General features: G+C 68.7%; 11 protein-coding genes and 2 pseudogenes. 7 read left to right on the forward strand and 6 right to left on the reverse strand.

Annotated elements, in window-relative coordinates:
• Window positions 1-200: 200 nt before the first annotated feature.
• Window positions 201-3,407, forward strand: a complete 3,207-nt coding sequence (locus OG819_RS15810) for a sacsin N-terminal ATP-binding-like domain-containing protein (protein ID WP_266649954.1) — start codon at window positions 201-203, stop codon at window positions 3,405-3,407.
• Window positions 3,408-3,949: 542 nt separating this feature from the next.
• Here OG819_RS15810 and OG819_RS15815 read toward each other — a convergent pair.
• Both OG819_RS15815 and OG819_RS15820 read right to left on the reverse strand, forming a co-directional pair.
• Window positions 3,950-4,159, reverse strand: a pseudogene (locus OG819_RS15815) (pectate lyase); the annotation flags it as partial.
• A gap of 444 nt (window positions 4,160-4,603) precedes the next feature.
• Window positions 4,604-4,909 (reverse strand): hypothetical protein, encoded by a 306-nt coding sequence (locus OG819_RS15820; protein WP_266433418.1) that lies wholly within the window; start codon window positions 4,907-4,909, stop codon window positions 4,604-4,606.
• Window positions 4,910-5,416: 507 nt separating this feature from the next.
• Between OG819_RS15820 and OG819_RS15825 the strand changes: the two genes are divergently transcribed.
• Together OG819_RS15825 and OG819_RS15830 are read left to right on the forward strand one after the other, a co-directional pair.
• The gene (locus tag OG819_RS15825; RefSeq protein ID WP_266433419.1) at window positions 5,417-6,241 is read left to right on the forward strand and encodes a helix-turn-helix transcriptional regulator; all 825 of its coding nucleotides are present in this window, start codon (window positions 5,417-5,419) and stop codon (window positions 6,239-6,241) included.
• Complete coding sequence (locus OG819_RS15830) at window positions 6,238-6,465, forward strand: DUF397 domain-containing protein (protein ID WP_266433420.1); 228 nt, start codon at window positions 6,238-6,240, stop codon at window positions 6,463-6,465. The genes OG819_RS15825 and OG819_RS15830 overlap by 4 nt, the downstream gene beginning before the upstream one ends.
• 556 nt (window positions 6,466-7,021) lie before the next feature.
• Here OG819_RS15830 and OG819_RS15835 read toward each other — a convergent pair.
• The 3 genes from OG819_RS15835 to OG819_RS15845 form a co-directional block, all read right to left on the reverse strand.
• Window positions 7,022-8,254, reverse strand: a complete 1,233-nt coding sequence (locus tag OG819_RS15835; RefSeq protein ID WP_266649956.1) for a hypothetical protein — start codon at window positions 8,252-8,254, stop codon at window positions 7,022-7,024.
• A gap of 86 nt (window positions 8,255-8,340) precedes the next feature.
• Window positions 8,341-8,637, reverse strand: coding sequence for a hypothetical protein (locus OG819_RS15840; RefSeq protein WP_266649960.1), 297 nt, complete (start codon window positions 8,635-8,637; stop codon window positions 8,341-8,343).
• Window positions 8,638-8,953: 316 nt separating this feature from the next.
• Window positions 8,954-13,522 carry an RICIN domain-containing protein gene (locus tag OG819_RS15845; RefSeq protein ID WP_266649962.1) on the reverse strand — a complete coding sequence of 1,523 codons (4,569 nt, stop codon included), beginning with the start codon at window positions 13,520-13,522 and terminating at the stop codon, window positions 8,954-8,956.
• A 311-nt stretch (window positions 13,523-13,833) separates the two neighbouring features.
• Between OG819_RS15845 and OG819_RS15850 the strand changes: the two genes are divergently transcribed.
• From OG819_RS15850 to OG819_RS15865, 4 genes and pseudogenes are all read left to right on the forward strand, one after another.
• On the forward strand, window positions 13,834-14,154 hold the full coding sequence (locus OG819_RS15850; RefSeq protein ID WP_266649963.1) for a hypothetical protein: 321 nt from the start codon (window positions 13,834-13,836) through the stop codon (window positions 14,152-14,154).
• Window positions 14,154-14,467, forward strand: a pseudogene (locus OG819_RS15855) (calcium-binding protein); the annotation flags it as partial. The gene OG819_RS15850 and the pseudogene OG819_RS15855, both read left to right, overlap by 1 nt.
• Before the next feature lie 230 nt (window positions 14,468-14,697).
• Complete coding sequence (locus OG819_RS15860; RefSeq protein WP_266649964.1) at window positions 14,698-15,618, forward strand: hypothetical protein; 921 nt, start codon at window positions 14,698-14,700, stop codon at window positions 15,616-15,618.
• 223 nt (window positions 15,619-15,841) lie between these two features.
• Window positions 15,842-16,783, forward strand: a complete 942-nt coding sequence (locus OG819_RS15865) for a hypothetical protein (RefSeq protein WP_266649966.1) — start codon at window positions 15,842-15,844, stop codon at window positions 16,781-16,783.
• Window positions 16,784-16,808: 25 nt separating this feature from the next.
• Here OG819_RS15865 and OG819_RS15870 read toward each other — a convergent pair whose 3' ends face one another.
• Complete coding sequence (locus OG819_RS15870) at window positions 16,809-19,208, reverse strand: cation-translocating P-type ATPase (RefSeq protein ID WP_266649968.1); 2,400 nt, start codon at window positions 19,206-19,208, stop codon at window positions 16,809-16,811.
• Between the last annotated feature and the right edge of the window lie 115 nt (window positions 19,209-19,323).

Consider the following 19,323-nt stretch of genomic DNA (forward strand, 5'->3'; position numbering starts at 1 on the left):
GCCCCGGTTCAGGGGGCCCGGCAGCCCGCGGCCGGGCGGATCGGGGCAGGCCGGAATCCGGGGCCCCGGTCCCGGCGTGAGAGGGCCGCAGGCCGAGACGCACCGTGGGCCGGGCCGGAACCCACCCCGCAGCGCGGTACCTTCGTGCCGCGACCGAGCCCAGCGCTCGCGGTCGCGAGAAGCGAGAGGGAGAGTGAACCGTGAGCAAGTTCGTGCGGCCGGCACCCGAGGGCGCGGACCCGTTCGGCACGGCCCGCCTGCGCCGCGGCGTGCTGGACGCCTGGGCCACCAGCCCGGCCCGGTTCCGCGAGGACGCCAACGCCGAGGAGGACCTCGTCCTCGGCGGCTACCGGGACCGGCTCGTCGTCGAGCTCGCCCAGAACGCCGCCGACGCGGCAGCCCGCGCCGGCGTCCCCGGCCGTCTCCGCCTCACCCTCCGCGACGGCGTGCTCCTCGCGGCCAACACCGGCGCCCCCCTCGACGCGGCAGGCGTCGAATCGCTCGCCACCCTCCGCGCCTCCGCGAAGCGGGACGCGCACGACACCGCGGTCGGCCGCTTCGGCGTCGGTTTCGCGGCCGTCCTCGCGGTGACCGACGAGCCCGCCGTGGTCGGCCGGCACGGCGGCGTGCGCTGGTCCCTCGCCGAGGCCCGTGAACTGGCGGCGGACACCGCCCGCCACAGCCCGGGCCTCGGGGACGAGATCCGTCGGCGCGACGGTCATGTGCCACTGCTCCGGCTGCCGTTCGCGGCCGAGGGCACCGCCCCGGACCCGTACGACACCGTCGTGATCCTCCCGCTGCGCGACCCCGCCGCCGAGGGTCTCGCCGAGCGTCTCCTGCAGAACATCGACGACGCCCTCCTGCTCGCCCTCCCGGGCCTGGAGGAAGTGATCGTCGAGGTCGGGGAGAGCGGTGAGGACGTACGCACGCTGCGGCGCCGCGGCGACGAGCACGGCGTCACCATCGAGGACTCCCGCCACGGCACCACCCCCTACCGCACCGTCTCCCACCACGGCCCCCTCGACTCCGCCCTCCTCGCCGACCGCCCGGTCGAGGAGCGCCTGCGCCCGCACTGGTCCGTGACCTGGGCCGTCCCGGTGGACGGGGACGGCACGCCCGCCCGGCCCCGTACCAGCCCCGTCGTGCACGCGCCCACACCCAGCGACGAACCCCTCGGCGTTCCGGCCCTCCTCATCGCCTCCCTCCCGCTCGACACGACCCGGCGCCATGCCGCGGCCGGCCCGCTCACCGACTTCCTGGTGGAGCGGGCGGCGGACGCGTATGCCGAACTGCTCGCCGCCTGGCGCCCGGTGGACACTGGGATCATCGACCTGGTGCCCGGCCCGCTCGGCAAGGGTGAGCTGGACGGCACGCTGCGCCAGGCGATCCTGGACCGGCTGCCGCGCACCGCCTTCCTGCCGCCCGCCGCCCCGCCGGCCAAGGACCAGGACGCCTCGGCGGACTGGCCCGAGAGCGACGGCGGGGCCGGGATCGGGCTCGCGGGGATCGCGGGAAACCCGGACGCCCTCCGGCCGCGCGACGCCGAGGTCGTCGAGGGCGCCGGGGCCGACACCGTCCGCGTCCTCGCCGAGGTGATTCCCAGCCTGCTGCCCGCCGGGCTCGAACGCCGGGTGGAGCTGCGGACGTTGGGTGTCGCCCGCGTCCCGCTCACCGAGGCCGTGGACCGGCTGGCCGGTCTCGAGAAGGACCCGGGGTGGTGGTGGCGGCTGTACGACAGCCTCGCCGGCGTCGACCCGGACCGGCTCTCCGGCCTGCCCGTACCGCTCGCCGACGGCCGTACGACCATCGGCCCCCGCCAGATCCTGCTGCCGCTGCCCGAAGGGCCCACTCCCGACGACACCTGGGCCGCCACCTCCGACGCCCTCGCCCGCCTCGGACTCAAGGTCGCCCACCCGGACGCCGCCCACCCCCTCCTGGAGAAGCTGGGCGCCCTCCCGGCCACGCCTCGCGCCGTGCTCACCACCCCGCAGGTGCGCGCCGCCGTCGCCGCCTCGCTCGACGACGAGGGCGGGGCGTGGGACGAGGACGCCCCGGACGCGGAGGAACTGGCGGACACCGTCCTCGCGCTCGTCCGTGACGCCGGTCTCGAACCCGGTGACGAGCCCTGGCTCGGCGCCCTCGCCCTCCCGGACGAGGAGGGGGAGCCGACGCCCGCCGGCGAACTCGTGCTGCCCGGCAGCCCCTTCGCGCAGGTCATGCGCGAGGACGAACTCGCCTTCGTGGACGGCGAGCTGGCCGACCGTTGGGGCGAACAGCCGCTCGCGGCCTGTGGCGTGCTCGCCAACTTCACCCTCGTCCGCGCCACCGACGTCGTCCTCGACCCGGACGAACTGGAGCCCCGCGACTCGGACTTCGCGGAACCCGACGACGCGGGCCTGCTGGACGCCGTCGACGTGTGGTGCGAGGACGTCCTCGACCGGCTGCCCGACACGCCGGTGCCGCCGGTCGTCACGGAGATCGTCGCCGTACGGGACCTGGACCTGGTCGACGACGACCGCTGGCCGCAGGCACTCGCCCTGCTCTCCCAGCCGCCCCTGCGGGACGCGCTCACCCAGCCGGTGCGCATCCTCCTCCCGGACGGCACCCACGAGATCGTCCGGCCGTATACGGCCTGGTGGCTGCGTGGCCATCCCGTCCTCGACGGCCGCCGCCCGGCCGGTCTGCGGGCGGCGGGCAGCGACCCCCTTCTGCATGGTCTGTACGACGCCGCCGACGCCACCGGTTTCGACGACGAGCAGGTCCTGCGCGCTCTGGGCGTCCGCACGTCCGTGGCCGCCCTCCTCGACGAACCCGGCGGCGCGGCCGAACTCCTCGACCGGCTCGCCGACCCCGACCGCCAGATCTCCGGAGCCCAACTTCACGCCCTCTACGGGGCCTTGGCCGACCTCGAACCCGAACAGGTGACGCTGCCGGACGAGTTGCGTGCCGTGGTGGACGGCGAGGTGACCGTCGTGGACGCCGCCGACGCCGTGGTCGTCGACTCGCCCGACCTGCTGCCCTTCACCGCGGGCATGCCGCTGCTCCCCGTACGGCCCGCGCGCGCCGCCGATCTCGCCGAGCTGTTCCAGGTGCGGCGGCTCAGCGAGTCGGTGACCGGCGAGGTGACCTCGGAGGGCACCGAGCACGACGTACCTGAGTCCGTACGCGTCCTGCTGGGCCCCTCGACCCCCACCTCGTACGTCGAACACGAGGAACTCGTCGTCGACGGCACCGAATTGGACTGGCGCCGCACACGGGACGGGGTACTGCACGCCGCCACCCTGGAGGGCGTGGCGGCGGGCCTCGCCTGGGCGGCCGGACAGTGGCCGCGCCGCTTCGAGGTCGCGGCCCTGCTGGAGGATCCGACCCGCACGGAGGAACTGGCCCGGGACCGGTGGTTCGACTGAACCTCGGGTCGGTCTTCTCGCCCCCCACTCCTCATATTCGCTGACCAAAACCGAATTCGAAAAAACCGGCGCGCCGGCCCTTATCGTCCTTGCCGTGCCGGTCGGTCATGCGCCGGGCGGTCGTCAGGCCCCTCATCAGCGGTCAAGCGGTGCCCCGAGGCCCGGCGGCACCCCCCGGGTCATCACTTCGACAGGGGTAGGCAGCCATACAGGGCCTGGGGGCCAGGTGCCCCGTTTCGGGGCCACGAGAAAGGTAACTCGGGGTCGGTCACGTCGTGCTGGCGACAAGGTGGGACGGAGCGTAAGCCCACTGTGGAACGACTGCGGTCCGCACCCATCGGAAGGAAGAGTGCGGAGCGCAGCCGTGCCCGGTCATGGCCTCTTGATCGGCTAGGCGGTACCGGTCCCGACGGCCTCAAGGGCTTCGCGGGTGATCTCGGGGACGAAAACGGAATCGTTCTCCATCCCATTGGGAAGGTGGGCCCGGCTGTCCTCACGAAACAGGAACGTGCCACGGGGAGTGAGGACCCCTGCCCCAATGGCCCGGAGCCGATGATCGTCTTGTTGCTCGCGACCTTGATCTCCTTGCCGACCGGGTCCATGGCGATCGTCGCGGCGACGACGATGACGTACGGGTCGGCCGAGGTCGCTTACTTCTCCAGGTCGGCGAGGGTCTTCAGGGTGACGGTCCTGCCGTCCCGGCCGCCGTACGTGCCGTTCTGCCCCATGGCGTGGACGGAGGCGAAACCGTCGGTGGCGCCTGCCCGCGTCGAGAGGATGGTTGTCGGCGTCGTAGGCGTTCCCGTCCGCGTCGCGGAAGACCATGCCGTTGGTGTCGCCCTCGGTCACGCGCTTGACGGTCTGCTCCACTTCGTCGAGGTAGCCGGGTGTCGCGCAGGCGAAGGGAAACCATTTTTCGATCACGCCGTCGAGCGCCGCGTGATCGAAGTCCGCCGCCGCGCTCAACCAGTCCTGTTCGAAGGCCTGCAGCCAGTCGGGACGCGGCTGGAGGGCCGTACGGATCGCCTCGGGCGTTCTTTCGCAGGGGTGGGGATCCACCTCATGAGCCACGATCGGCTTCTCTTCTCCGGCAAGGGCGATGTGTGGTGACCGGACCTCCAGGGTCGAGGGTGCTGAGTGCTGGAGGATGCGGGTGTTGGTGGCGTGAGGTAGGTCACGGTGTGTGGCTGTCCTGGTCACCGCTCGTCCCCTTGGATGCGTCCATCTCGGCTGATGGCGATGCGTAGTACGTCCGCCAGGGACTCCGTCGCCCTGGTGAGCGCGAAACGCACCGCGCGCTCGCCGGCCTTGGGGTCGGCGAGTACGGCCCTGGCTCCGGCCAGCACCTGCTCGCCGGAGTCCAGCTGGGCTGCTTCGACGTCGTCGGCGAGCAGCGAGAGACGGCTGCCGTCGCTGTCTGTGCTCAGGTAGCAGGGCTTGCCTTCGGGGGGCGTCCACGGCAGTAACCGCAGCGGTTCGGGTGTTCCGGTGGGGCTGTTCACGCGGACACCTCCACTCCGTGAATGCGGCGAGGTCCGACGTCGACTCCGTGCACCGCCAACCAGAGGGCACGTCGGCGCTGCCGCTGCGATCGCCGCGCGCGGCGTTCTTCCGCCGTGAGGAGATACGGACGTACAAGGTGGATGTCCCACTCGAAGGGCCATTCGTCCACGTAGCGGTGTACGGGGGTGGAGGGTGCCGGAGGCCTGCCGCCCACGTCCAGCAGGTGGGCCGGAACCGCTCGGTGACGGCCCCGCGCGGGAAGCAATGCGTGCACCAGTGCGAGCAATAGTAACTCGCAGAATCCCGCGATACGTTCAGTCATGTCGGCGCTCCTTTGCGCAGCGTCGGCCCCCCCCCGGGTCGACCTGCTATCGACTGCGGGGGTTTGTCGTGGGTGTGTCCTGACGAGCGGTGATTACCGTTCGTGTCTCGATCGTCACTGCTTCGTCATACGCTGCGGAAGAGGGTGGGTGTTGTCTGACGCCCAGGCAACGGTGAGGGGTGACATGGACGAACAGGTTGACCGGGAGGGGCAGTCGGGGCTTGCCGCACTGGGGCGGACGCTTCGGTATCTGCGGGAGAAGGCGGGGAAATCACTGGGCCAGTTGGCCGGGGAGACCGCTTACGACAAGAGCTATCTGAGCCGTCTGGAAGCGGGTAAGCGGCTCTCAAAGATGGCAGTCATGGAGGACCTTGACGGCTACTACGGGTCTGGTGACCTGCTGGTTCAGCTCTGGAAGGCGGCACGGCACGACGCCTTCAAGAACAGGTACAAGGAGTTCATGCGGCTGGAGGCGACGGCGCGGGCGATGGACGTGTTCACGCTCGGCGTGCCCGGACTGCTGCAGACCGAGGAGTTCGCGCGTGAGGTGTTGTCCGGGCCTCAGACAACGGCGGAGACCGATGAGGCGATCGAGGAGCAGGTGGCCGCGCGCTTGGGGCGGCAACTGCTGCTGCGCATGGACGCGGCGCCGCATGTCCGCTTCATCATCGACGAGTATGCGTTCCGGCGTGCGTCGGCCACCGCGAAGACCTGGGACGACCAGCTGCTTCATATCGAGGCTGTCGCGATGTGGCCCGACGTCGTCCTCCAGGTGCTCCCCTTCGCCGCGGGGGTCCACTACCTCGTAGAGGGATCACTAACTGTGCTTTGGCAGAAGGACGGAAGTGCCGCTGCCTACAAAGAGGGCAACGGTGGCGGGGAGTTGATCGACGATCCGGAGGATGTTCTGCGGCACCGCTTGTCCTACGATCGGCTTCGAGACATGGCGCTGCCCCCGTCGGACTCACTTGCGTTCATCAGGGGCGTTCTGGAGGAGCACCGGTCATGAAACACACCCCCGATCTCAGCGGCGCTGTCTGGCGTAAGTCGAGCTACAGCGACGGGGGAGCCAACAACTGCGTCGAGGTCGCCGACGGCCACCCCGGCCTCGTGCCCGTCCGTGACAGCAAGACCCCGCAGGGCCCTGCGCTGGTGATCGGCGCAGGGGCGTGGGTTCCATTCGTGGGGGCGGTCAAAAACGTGGACGCGTTCGGCGGCGTCTCGTTCGAGTGAGACGGGCTGCCGGTCGATAACGGTGGGGTTATGGTGATTCCACCGAGGGCACGTTGCGTCATCATCCTCGACACCGGCGCGGCTATGGCACCCATCCAGGGGCACGTCTCGCTGCACCGCTTGGTGGACAACGTCGCGCACACGGCGGAGCCCTCCGCACTTGAGTCCTGGGCGCCCGAGCGGCCAGGACTCGTTGTCGCGTCAGACCGCCAGGGCCATGTCCAGCATCTGGGCCGCCTTGCCGATCGATCCCGGCATCAGGTGCCGGCGGCGGTACTGGGTCCCGGTGACCGCGACGTCATACGAGGTGCGGCAGGAAACGGAAGCCGAGGTCCGGGTCGATGGACGTCACCGTTTCTTCGACAACCGACGCACTCGTTTCCGGGAGACTTCCACTTCAGCACTTGCACCGCACGTTTGGACTGATAGTCGTGACAGAACATGTGCGTGCCGCCCGACGAGTCGATCAAGACGCTCGCCGACCGCCTCATGGACGTCGTCCAGTGGATGGAAGCCGGTGGAGCACGCTTTGTGGCCGATGGCCGGGATCTCCTGATCAGATGGTCGTCGTTCCCTCGCTCTCTTCGACCACACCGACGGCCTCCGGGAATCCGGAAGCGAACGTCTTGTGCTCGGGGTCGGTCTCCTCGCGGGCAGCTTCTCGGAAGAGGCGGATCAGCTCCTGCCGGTCCTCGTCGGGCGCCTGGTCCAGCCGCCTCAACAGGGTTCCCGTCCACGCTTCGGTGATCTTGACGGCTTCATCGTCGTCGACTGTGTCCTCGTCAGCCAGCTCGATACTGCCGAGCAAAGCCATGTACGCGGCCGCGAGCACCTGGGACCGGAGCACCGAAGTACCGGCTACGGCCGGCGGTTTCTGCGCGAGGAGGCAGAGTTCGTCGGGAAGTTCCAGCAGCGACCGGTCTGCCTTCCAGAAGCCCCTGTACGCCATGTCCTGGCTGTGCATCGCTCCGGCGAGCCTGCGGAAGACGCGGGCGAATTCCTGCTGGTCGTCGTCCGCCAGACGCTGCAGACCGTCCTGCACGGTCCGGATGCCCCGTCCGGTGAGCCGTGCCTTGCCCTCCGCGCTGATACCGGCCGGCTCACCGGAATCGTCACCGCTTGGATCGCAGGAGCGGATGGCGGCGATGAGACCGAGCACACCCTCGGTGAGGATGTGCTCGATGAACCACTGTCTCGGCTGCCTGCCCGCGACATAGGTTCCCGGGGCCAGGTCGTTGAGCTCGACCGCGTCACGGGTGCGGAAACCGGCAAGCGTGAGCACGCTTCTGATCGTCTCGTCCACGAGTGAGACGATCCGCGTACCGTGCGCAATCACCGGTTCCGAGAGATCGAGCCGGTCCGGCTGCATGAATTCGAAGACAGCCTCGGTCAGGGATTCACCGGCGTTCCAGCTGACATGGACGCCACCTGCCGGACCTTCGATGGTGTCTACGTGAACGCACGCGCCGGCCTGCCTGTCAGCCAGGGTGCCGGGGTGCTGCACGTAAGCGGGGAGACCCGCGTGGTGCAGCTCTCGGCATACCTTATTCGCCAGCGCGTGCCACTCGGCGATGACTTCTTCCGGAGCATGCGGAGAGCCGTTCTTCTCGGCATTGGCGCGTTTCTGAGGATCAATGTATGTCAAGGGTTCCCCTGAGAGAGCCGTGCGCAGCGAAGGGGATTCCGACTGTCGATTCTTCCAGTTCGACAGATCAAGCCTCCTGCTACCGTGACAAACAGCACAAGATTGCGGATATGGAAGGCCCCGCCGGGACGGAATTCCCGGCATTGGTCAGCCCGAGCGCTCGCACGCCGCGTCGGTATGGACGTCGGCCCGTTCGGGGGCGGCGAGCGTGTTCTGGATCACGAGGGTGCTCACGAAGACGAGGGCGTATCGGCGTGAACGTACACATCACCCTCGGCGACGTCGTCGACCTCCTCGGCCCGCACGACGGAGAATCCGGCCAGCTGCAGGATCCCGATCAATGCCGTCTGCATGAGTAGAACGACCTCGGCGTAGCGCTTCCACTCCGACGCTGCCGGGTCCTGCCGTTCTGCCACTGCCCGCATACCGGCCTCTGCCAGTTCTGGGGCGCTCCAGCGGACGTAGAGGCCTCCGGCGTACTCACCCTGGCTGTCGACTTCCACCCAGACGCCGGGCTGTTTCGGCACTCCGGGACGCTCGACATAAGCGGGAAGACCGGCGAGGTGGAGTTCTCGGCAGACCCGGCCCGCCAGGTCGTACCCAGCGGCGATGATTTCCTCCGAAGCATACGGGTGACCGTTCGCCTTAGCCTTGGCTCGACTCTCGGGGTCTATATACGTCACTGGGCATCTCCTGGTGTGAGGTCATCTCTGATGTTACGGATGTTGGAAGCCGCAGTTCCTCCGGTTGGCCAGAAACTTACTTCTCTGGCCGACAGCGATGCGTTTCCGTACGCATAAGGGGGCGCCAAAAGTTCAGCTCTCCGGCGCCCCCCTTCGTGCGTCACTCAGACAGATTTTGCTGTGTGGAGCGTGCAAACTTTCCACGCTCGAACGTGTCGAGCATGAACTTGATCATTTGGGCTGATCCAGGTCCGTCTGGAGTTGAGTAGGTTACCGGGATGCCTTCCACGAGAGGAGAGCACTTGTCCGGGCAGGGACTGCGTTCGCTGTAGAGTTCCTTGATCTGGTTCTTGTTGAATCCCTTTTCTTCCAGCTTTTTTACGATCAATTCCTCGGAGTGAAGCCCCAGGGGGATATTCGCAAAGGCGACAAAGTCATCCTTCGCGCCGGTTTTCTCAGCCCATCCTGGAACCCATGCAACCGCGACGTTCCGTCCGAACTTGTACCTGAGTCCGCTGCCTGTCCGGAACTTGTAGGCAACAACGGCCAAGTCCGTACTGGCGTACGGGATAATCTTCGCGCACGCGCCGCCTGCAGAGAATGCGAATGCCGCCTTGCCGCGCTTCGTGCACGTCTCGTACAGCTGTTGGAGGGCCCTGGCGCCGATTCCTTCCTTTGCCAGCGGCGACAGACCGTCGAGGGCGCGTAGTGCCTTGAAGGCGTCTTCGAAGTCGATGCCTGTCCTGGCGGCGGCGTCGAGCGCCTTGACAGCGCGTGAGATCGGGGCGAGCAGGCCTTCGACCGGGACGTATGTGGCGAGGCTCCAGGCGCAGGCGGTCTTGCTGCCGTGCCAGCAGTCCATCAGGTCTGCGGCGAAGAATTGGAACAGGATCGATCCGGCCACATCGCCGAAGAGGCTCTGCCATCCGGCGCGGACGATGTCCTTGCCGGAGAACGTGTGCGTCCAGCCGTCGATCTTGATGTTCTTCAGCGTCGCCCGCTGGAGGAACTGCCACGCCGCCTTCGGGCACCCGTCGGCCGTGGCCTGGGCCTGGTCGTCGGTGCACAGGTAGAAGTCGGCCTCGTAGGTGACGACCAGGTCGTACTTCGCGTTGCAGCCCTGGAAGGCCGCTTCCGGCATCCCCGGGCAGGTGCCGATCTGCTTGCTGCTGACGATCTCGACGGTGGACTCGTCCGGAACGGCGAACACACCGGGAATGCCCGTACCGGACCCCTGGGATGCCTCCTTGTTGGCCTCCTCCCGTTCGGTGCGGTCAGCGGCGTCCTGGGCTTCCTTGGCGTACTTGTCGGCGTCCTTGGCGGCTTGTTCTGCCTCGGTGGCGGCGGCGTCGGCGCGGTCAGCGGCGGCGCGGGCGTCCTGGGCGTCCTGTTCGGCCTGGGCGGCCGCGGAGCGGGCCGCCTCGGCGTCGAGTTCGGCCGCGTCGGCGAAGTCGCGAGCGTCCTTTGCGTAGCCCTCGGCGTGACCGGCGGCCTTGTCGGCGGCCGCAGCGTCGTCGGCGGCCTGCCGGTCGTACTCGATGCTGCGAGCCAGTGACGCCTGCGCCGCCGCAGCAGCCTTGGCTGCGTCAGCCGCGTAGCCCAGGGCCTCCTTGGAGTAGGTGCGGGCGTCGGCGGCGTACTTGGCCGCGTTCGCCGCGTGCTGGTAGGCCTCCTTGGCGTCGCCCTGGGCCTGGTCGGCGAGGTTCTTCGCCGCGTCGGCCTCGGCGGCGGCGTTCTTGGCGTGCGCGTCCGCGACTGCCTGCTGCTGCTCCGCGATCGTCTTCGACGACTGCCCCGTCAGCACCACCAGCCCGGCCGCGGAGTCGGAGTCGACGTAAGGCGAGCCGAGCTGGATCGCGTCGTTGGCGGGGTTGGCGACCTGCTGGGCCGCTTCGCCCGCGTGCACGGCCGCCTGGGCGGTGACGTGCGCGAACCCGGCCGCCTTCGCCGCGGCCGCGACCGCGTTGCCGGCCTCCTTGTTGGCTCCGTCGGCCTGGGTCTTGGCGTCCTTGGCGTGCTGCTCGGCTTCATCGGCCAGCTTGACCGCCGTCTTGGCCTCGGACGCGGCGTCCTGGGACGCCTTGATCGCATCGGCCGCGGCGCTGGTGGCGGTCCGTACCGCCGAGTCCGCCTTCAGCTTGGCCGCCTGCGCGGCGTCCGCGTCGGAGCGGGCCCGCTTCGCGGCTGCTTCCGCGCGGGTGGCTGCGGCGTCGGCGTCGGCCGCGGCCTGCGTGGCGGCGTCCGCCTCAGAACGGGCCCGGCCCGCCGCCGCTTCGGCATTGTCGGCCGCCGTGTCCGCGTCGTTTGCCGCGGCACGGGCCGCGTCGGCCTCGTCACCGGAGTCGAGGGAGTCGGCGTAGGCGTCCTTCGCGTCGGCCTTGGCGCGGGCCGCGTCCGCCTTCTGCTCGGCGTCCCACGCGTCGTCGCGCATCTCCTTGGCGTGGTCCTTGGCGTTGACCGCGTCGTCGCGCCTGCTTTCGGCGGTCTTCTCCGCGGCCTCGGCCTTGTCCTTGGCGTCCTTGGCCTTCGTCGCCTCGGACTCGGCGTTCTGGCGGTGTTCGGCGGCCTCGGCCTGCTTGACGGCCGCGGTCTCCTTCTCCGCCTTGGCCGTCTTCTCCTCGGCCTCCGCCGCCAGCCGCTTGGCGTGTGCGTCGGCGGCGGCCGCCTTCGCGTCACCTTCGGCCTTCACCGCGACGGCGAGCTTGGCCTCCGCGGTCTCCTTGTCCTTCTTGGCATTGTCGCGGTGGACCTTCGCGGCGTCGGCGGCGGCCTTGGCCTGCAGTTCAGCCTTCTCGGCGGCCTCCTTGCGGAACTCGGCCTTTACCTGCGCGGCCTGTGCCAGAGCCCGCTGGGTGATGGTCGCGCTGTCCGCGGCGGCGGCGCGGGTGGCGGCCTCGGCGGTCTCGCCGGCCTTCACCATCGCCTCCAGCGCGGCGACCGCGCCCTTGGTAACCTGCGCCTTTTGTTGACCGACCAGCAGACCGCGGCCCCTGGGCGCGTCGTTGCCGTCCGCGATGGTGTAGGCGGCCTGCTCGGCAGTGTCGGAGGCGGTGGCTGCCCTCTGCGCGGCGGTGAGCTGGTCCTTGATGGCGGTGAGCTTGTTCGCCGCCGCCGCCCGTGCCTTCGTGAGGTTGGCCGTGGCCTTGATGAACTGGGCTACCGTCGGAATGGTCCCAGTGTGGCCGGACGGTGTGACGTCGTACTGCTGGGGACCACTGCTGTTGCATGTGTACAGCCAGCTGTCGTAGCCCTCGGTGTACTCGTGCAGGTCCAGGCACTTGCCGGTGCCGGTGTTTTTCAGGGCCGAGGTGGCCTGGAGGTTGAACTCCCAGGTCTGCGCGGGCGAGCTGTTGCACGTCCACTGCTGGATCTTCGTGCCGTCGGCCGAGTTGTTGTTCGAAACGTCGACGCACTTCAGGGAGTTGACGTTCCGCAGGTGCAGGCCCTTGTCGTCGCCGTAGATCTCCCACTTCTGCGCGTCGGAGCCGTTGCACGTGTACAACTGGATGGGGGTGCCGTCTGTCTTAGCGCCGCCCTGGGCCTCCAGACACTTGCCGACGGCCGCGTGCACCTTGATCACGGTCGGAGCGTTGCCGACCCAGCCGGCCCCGCCCTCGGACCAGTAGTCCTGCCAGCGGGTGAGGCGGTCGGCGGCCCAGGACTGGCCCAGCAGGTCGCCCAGCGCCTTGGAACCGGTGGCGAGGGCCGCGACGGCGTCCTTGTTGGCGGTCAGGATCTGGTTGCGCTGGGTGGCTTGGGAGGCGATCTCCTGCTGCCACTCGGCGGCCGCGGTGGCGGTGGCGTCGCCCAGCACGTTGTCCGGGTCGAGGGGGTCACGCCAAGCGCAGGTCGCGAATCGGGCCTTGAGGTTCTCCACGGCGATCCGGTACTCGGCGCTGTCCGGTTCCGGAGCGGTGCGGGGGAAGCCGCCGGACTCCAGGAAGATCCGGGCGTCGTCCGCGTCCGTGTCGTGCCCCGGGCCCCCGTGCATCCAGGTGAACGCGTCCCGCTCGGCGAGCGCGCGGTTCCATTCGTCGTTGGGCAGGCTGGGGTCGGGGGTGGAGGTGTAGCGCGGAGTCCCCACGGCGTCGACGGCCTTGAGGGTCGCCTCGTCGACTGCGGGTGTGGAGTCCTTGTAGAAGTCGTCCTCGCTCTGCCAGAACCGGTCGGAGATCCACTTGGTCAGGCCGGTCTGGCCGTAGAAGCTCTGCTGGCCGTCGTTGTTGGTGCCGGGCGGCCAGTGGAAGCCGGTCTCGGTGAATCCGGCCGGGGTGGTCAGTCCTTCGACGGGCACCTTCCAGGTGTCCCGGAGGGTGTTGATGGCGGTGAGTTCCCCGGTCGACAGGTCGCGGTCCTTGTCGTACGCCGTCGCCAGCGGAGTCTGCTGCCAGTGGGCGCGGTCGGCCAGGGTGTGCAGCGTGGCCTGCGGCTGGTTGAGCGCGTCCTGCGCGGTCGTGGCCATGGACGTCCCGCCCAGCCGCAGGACGTCGGCCATCAGGCACTGGTCCTGCCGCAGTTGCTCGGCGGCGGTGTCCTCGTACCAGGGGTAGCTGTCACTCGCGGGGGCGGCGTCCCGTCCGGTGGTGGAGACGACTGGACCCGAGCTGACGGCCATGCCGGCGAGGAGTGCGGTAGCGAGGACGGGCGGGAGGATGCGGGCGGTGGTGGCGGATCGTTTCGACTTCGGTGGTCGGCCGGGTCTGAGGAGTTTCGGTGGTTTGAGGCGCATGCGCGTATCCCCTGTCGGGGGGAAGGGAGTCGCGGGTCGGCCGTGGCGGACTCGTGGCGCGCAGGTACGGCGGCATGGAGATGTGCCCCCCGTGGCGCGGCGACGTCGTTCCCCTGGTCGCTGGCTTGAACTGAGCGCTGACGGCTTGGTCAAGATCCGGTCAAGCGCGCGCCACTTTAGGCAGGTGTCATGCGCCCTGAGCAAGGACTTTCCTCCCCGCCGACAGGAGATGGCGTGAAGTCACCTGTGATCGACGACCGGCTGCACGGGGCACAGAGCCTCTCTGCACCCTTGGAAATCCTGTGTTTCTTTTGCGGTTCACCGATGTGGGCGGCGAGGAGGCGAAGAGTAGGGTTGGCGTGTTTTCGATCGGAGTGGGCCAGCATCAGCACACCATCGATGTCCACGATCACCTGCCCGCGGGCGTTCGGAGCACCGGTCCCGGCCAACCGCCAGACACGGTTCGGGGTTGTGCACCGCCTGCGGTGGCCGACGGCGATCCGCTCAACTCGGACGCGGTCTCCTGGAGCGCTGGCGCCCTGGCGATTGACGGGAACGGCCGGCAGAACAGCAGCAACCCGGATTTCTCCCAGATCAGCTACGCCGACCAGGGGGCCTCGGCACCACCCTGATCCAGCGCTACTTGAAGTTGACGGTCAACGCCGCTCCGGAGCCGGTGAAGAAGGGCAAGACCATCACAGTGACGGGTGCGCTGGCCCGTGCCGACTGGGATGCCGGCAAGTACTCGAGTTACGGCAATCAGTCGGTGAAGCTGCAGTTCCAGAAGAAGGGCGCGACCGCGTACAGCACGGTCAAGACGTCCACCGCCGGTGTGTTGGAACGGCGGTCACGGCGTCCGTCGACGGTGCCTGCCGCTACAGTTTCGCGGGGACCACGACCATCCCGGCGGTCAACGCCACGGGTGACTACGTCGACGTGCGGTAAGACGGTCCCTCACCGTTACGCGGCGCGGGCCGGGAGGACCCGACTGCGCCGCAGGCTGTGATCTCGGCCGTGTACGCACAAATTTTTCATCACTCGTACAACCATTCGCTCGCGTCACGGATCTGATCACTCGAGTCAAGAGACTCCACCTTCACTTGGGCCCCAAGGGAAGACGAGCCGTGAGGAACGACCACTCACCACCGGGGCCCCTTTCTCCACTTGGGGATCGCATGCGCATTCGCGCCACCGTGGCTGCCGTTTCCGGCGCCCTGGCCCTCTCCGCCTTCGTTGCGCCGGCCGCGCACGCCGCGGGTACCTCGTTCCACCACGACTCCGTCGTGAAGGCCGCTCAGACCGCGGCGCAGCAGCACTCAGGCAAGTCCGCGTTCACCGCGACCGTAGACGGCGACCCGTACGCCCTCAACGCCACCTTCTCGGCCGTGAAGGTCAACAACGGCAAGAGCATCGTGGTCGGCACCACCAACACCGTCAAGGTGCCCTTCTCCTACACCCTGACCCACGGCGCGGACGTCAATGTCACCGCCAGCGACTTCGTGACCTCGATCGACCTGTACAAGGGCGCGTCGTTCGAAAGCAACGACTGGGACATCGTCGGCACCAAGGCCGCGTGCACCGTCAAGACGACGACCACCGCCACCTGCACCGGTACCGTCTCCATCGACCCGCTGGAGCTCATCAACTCGGACGCCGGCACCTGGAAATCGGCCGCGTTCGCGGTGGCGTACAACGGGCAGAACCAGACCACCCCGGCCGACCCGTCCAAGATCGGTGTCGCTGTGAAGGACCCGGCGGCCGCCAACTTCTACCTCCAGCGTCTGTCCAAGCTGACGGTCAACGCGGCCCCGGAGCCGGTGAAGAAGGGCAAGACCATCACGGTCACCGGTGCCCTGACGCGCGCGAACTGGGAGACCGGGAAGTACGCCGGTTACGGCACTCAGTCGGTGAAGCTGCAGTTCAAGAAGAAGGGCGCGACCGCCTACACCACGGTCAAGACGATCAAGACGTCCACCACCGGTGCGCTGAAGACGACGGTCACGGCGTCCGTCGACGGCACCTTCCGTTACTCCTTCGCGGGAACCTCGACCACCCCGGCGGTCAACGCCACGGGTGACTACGTCGACGTGCAGTAAGACGGTCCATCACCGTCCCGCGGCGCGCCGGGAGGACCCGGCACGCCGCGGGCTGTGCCTTAGGTCATGCGCGTACAAACTTTTCATCACTGGTACAACCATTCACCTCTGTAACGGATCTGATCAGCCGAGTCAACAGACTCAATGATCACTTGGGCCCCATGTGAAGACGAACCGTGAGGAACGAACACTGTCGGGGCCCCTTTCTCCACTTGGGGATCGCATGCACATTCGAGCCACTGTGGCCGCCGTCTCCGGCGCCCTGGCCCTGTCCGCGTTCGTCGTGCCGGCCGCGCACGCCGCCGACTCCGCCGCCTCTTACCGCGCGGACGTCGCCAAGGTCCTGGAAGCCGCGCACTCCGCGTCCGCGCAGTCCGCTTCCGGCAAGACCGCGTTCACCGCCACCACTGCCGCGGACGCCGCCCCGTACGCCCTGAACGTCACCTTCTCCAACCTGAAGATCGGCAGCGCGATCAAGGTCGGTACCACCAACCACGTCGCCGTCCCGGTGACGTACACGCTCACGCACGGCAGCGACGTCGACATCACCGCGAGTGACTTCTTCTCCAGCCCCGAGATCTACAAGGGCTCGTACGACTCGCCGGACAACTTCCTCCTGGGTGATAACCCGGCGACCTGCACCGTCACCTCGTCGACCACGGCCAGCTGCAAGGGCAACGTCGACATCCACCCGGCCGACGGCGATCTGCTCAACTCCGACGCCGGCACCTGGTCGGCGGGTGCCTTCGCCATCGCGTACAACGGGCAGGACCCGGAGAGCTCCACCTTCGACCTCAGCAAGGTCGGCTACGCCGAGCAGGGCGGCCTGGGCACCACGAAGGTGCAGCGCTACTCGAAGCTGACCGTCAACGCGACCCCGGAGCCGGTCTACAAGGGCAAGACCCTGACCGCCACCGGCAAGCTGACCCGCGCCAACTGGGAGACCAACACCTACAAGGGCTTCACCAACCAGCCCGTCAAGCTGCAGTTCCGCAAGGCGGGCACCAGCACGTACACCACGATCAAGACGGTGTACTCGGACTCGTACGGAAACCTGAAGGCCACCACCACCGCCAACTACGACGGCTACTGGCGCTTCAGCTTCGCGGGCACCACGACCACCCCGGCCGTCAGCGCCACGGGTGACTACGTCGACGTGAAGTAGTACCCGTCGTACCTGCCGGCACGGCTCACGCCGGGAAGCGGCGGTCCACCCATCTCCACAGGAACTCCAGGGTGGCCGCCGCCACCACCGAGATGCCCACCGCGATCCACGGCATCTGGACGCCCACCAGCTTCAGCGCGAAGAAGTGCTGGAGCCACGGCACGATCAGTACGACGAGGAACGCCAGGCCCATCGAGGCCACCAGGGCGATGCGCCACCAGGTGTACGGGCGGGCGATGATCGCCAGCACCCACATCGAGATCAGGAACAGCGTCAGCGTGGCGGCGCTGGTCTCCGCGTCCAACTCGCCGGGACCGGTGTAGTGATGACGGGCCACCAGGTACGTGACGAAGGTGGCGACCGCCGCGACCACGCCCCCGGGGATCGAGTACCGCATGACCCGCCGTACGAAGTGCGGTCTCGCCCGCTCCGTGTTGGGGGCGAGCGCGAGGAAGAACGCCGGGATGCCGATCGTCAGGGTGGACAGCAGGGTCAGGTGCCGGGGCAGGAAGGGGTACTCGACCCGCCAGCACACCACCAGGATGGCCAGCAGCACCGAGTAGACCGTCTTCACGAGGAAGAGGGTCGCGACGCGGGTGATGTTGCCGATGACCCGTCGGCCCTCCGCGACCACCGAGGGCAGTGTCGAGAAGCTGTTGTTGAGCAGCACGATCTGGGCCACCGCCCGGGTCGCCTCCGAGCCCGAGCCCATGGACACGCCGATGTCGGCGTCCTTCAGGGCGAGCACGTCGTTCACGCCGTCGCCCGTCATCGCGACCGTGTGGCCGCGCGACTGCAGCGCACCCACCATGTCCCGCTTCTGCTGCGGGGTGACCCGCCCGAACACCGTGCCCTTGTCCAGCGACTTCGCCATCTCCTCCTTCTCGTCGGGAAGGTGGCGCGCGTCCACGACCGCACCGCTCAGGCCGAGCTTCCCGGCCACCGCGCCCACCGAGACCGCGTTGTCGCCGGAGATGACCTTCGCCTTGACGTCCTGCTCGGCGAAGTAGCGCAGGGTGTCGGCCGCGTCCGGGCGCAGCCGCTGCTCCAGGACCACCAGGGCGGCGGGCCGCGCGGCCCGCGTGACCTCGGGGTCGTCGAGGTCCTTCGAGGCCTTGGTGAGCAGCAGCACCCGCAGCCCGTCCTCGTTCAGCCGCTCGGTCTCGGCGAGCGCCGGGTCCCCGTCGGGCAGCAGCACGTCCGGGGCGCCAAGGAGCCACGTGCTGGATTCCCCGTTCCCCTCGCTGAAGGAGGCCCCGCTGTACTTGCGGGCCGAGGAGAACGGCAGCGACTCGGTGCAGCGCCAGTCCTCGCTGTCCGGGTAGGAGTTGATGATCGCCTGGAGGGAGGCGTTCGGCCGCGGATCGGACTCGCCGAGTGCCCCGAGGGCCTTGCGTATGTACGTCTCGTCGGCGCCCTGGAGCAGCCGCAGCTCGCTGACGTCCATGCCGCCCTCGGTGAGGGTGCCGGTCTTGTCGAGGCAGACGGTGTCGATGCGGGCGAGGCCCTCGATGGCGGGGAGTTCCTGCACGAGGCACTGTTTCCGGCCAAGCCGGATGACGCCGATCGCGAAGGCCACGGAGGTGAGCAGGACCAGGCCCTCGGGGACCATCGGGACGATCCCGCCGACCGTACGGGCGATGGAGTCCTTGAAGCCGTGCTGCTTGACCACGAGCTGGCTGATGACCAGACCGATCGCGGTCGGGATCATCATCCACGTCACGTACTTGAGGATCGTGGAGATACCGCTGCGCAGCTCGGAGTGGACGAGGGTGAACCGGGACGCCTCCTCGGCGAGCTGCGCCGCGTACGCCTCCCGGCCCACCTTCGTCGCGGTGAACGCGCCGCCGCCCGCGACCACGAAGCTGCCCGACATCACCTCGTCGCCGGGGTGCTTGACCACCGGGTCCGCCTCACCGGTGAGCAGTGACTCGTCGATCTCCAGACCGTCGGCCTCGACGCACGAGCCGTCCACGACGATCTTGTCCCCGGGTCCGATCTCGATCACGTCGCCCAGCACGATCTCCGACGTACTGACCTCGCCGGCGACCCCGTCCCTGCGGACCGTCGGCTTCGCCTCGCCGATCACCGCGAGCGAGTCCAGGGTCTTCTTGGCCCGCCACTCCTGGATGACGCCGATCCCGGTGTTGGCGATGATCACGTACCCGAACAGGCTGTCCTGGAACGGCGCCACGAACAGCATGATCAGCCAGAGCACACCGATGATCGCGTTGAACCGGGTGAAGACGTTGGCGCGGACGATCTCGCCCATGGAGCGGCTGCTGCGCACGGGGACGTCGTTGACCTCGCCGCGGGCGACCCGTTCGGCCACTTCGGCGGCGGACAGCCCCGGGGCCCGTTTGGGGGCGGGCAGGGGTACGGGGTGCACAGGATCGAGTTCGGCGCCCGCGTCGATGTGCGTCATGCATTCGACGGTACGTGCGGAAATACGGCTCCACCCGCCGAGTGCCCCAAAGATCCGACCAGGGGAGGACCGGGGCGGCGGTGAGTGATGCCGTGGTTGTAGGGGGAGCTGGTCG

The sequence above is a fragment of the Streptomyces sp. NBC_01549 genome (assembly GCF_026339955.1).
Lineage (GTDB): Bacteria > Actinomycetota > Actinomycetes > Streptomycetales > Streptomycetaceae > Streptomyces.

Coding starts and splice junctions, on each gene's coding strand:
- OG819_RS15825 (WP_266433419.1), top strand. CDS start 5,417: ATGGACGAACAGGTTGACCGGGAGGGGCAGTCGGGGCTTGCCGCACTG.
- OG819_RS15835 (WP_266649956.1), bottom strand. CDS start 8,254: ATGCCGGGAATTCCGTCCCGGCGGGGCCTTCCATATCCGCAATCTTGT.
- OG819_RS15870 (WP_266649968.1), bottom strand. CDS start 19,208: ATGACGCACATCGACGCGGGCGCCGAACTCGATCCTGTGCACCCCGTA.
- OG819_RS15860 (WP_266649964.1), top strand. CDS start 14,698: ATGCGCATTCGCGCCACCGTGGCTGCCGTTTCCGGCGCCCTGGCCCTC.
- OG819_RS15830 (WP_266433420.1), top strand. CDS start 6,238: ATGAAACACACCCCCGATCTCAGCGGCGCTGTCTGGCGTAAGTCGAGC.
- OG819_RS15865 (WP_266649966.1), top strand. CDS start 15,842: ATGCACATTCGAGCCACTGTGGCCGCCGTCTCCGGCGCCCTGGCCCTG.
- OG819_RS15845 (WP_266649962.1), bottom strand. CDS start 13,522: ATGCGCCTCAAACCACCGAAACTCCTCAGACCCGGCCGACCACCGAAG.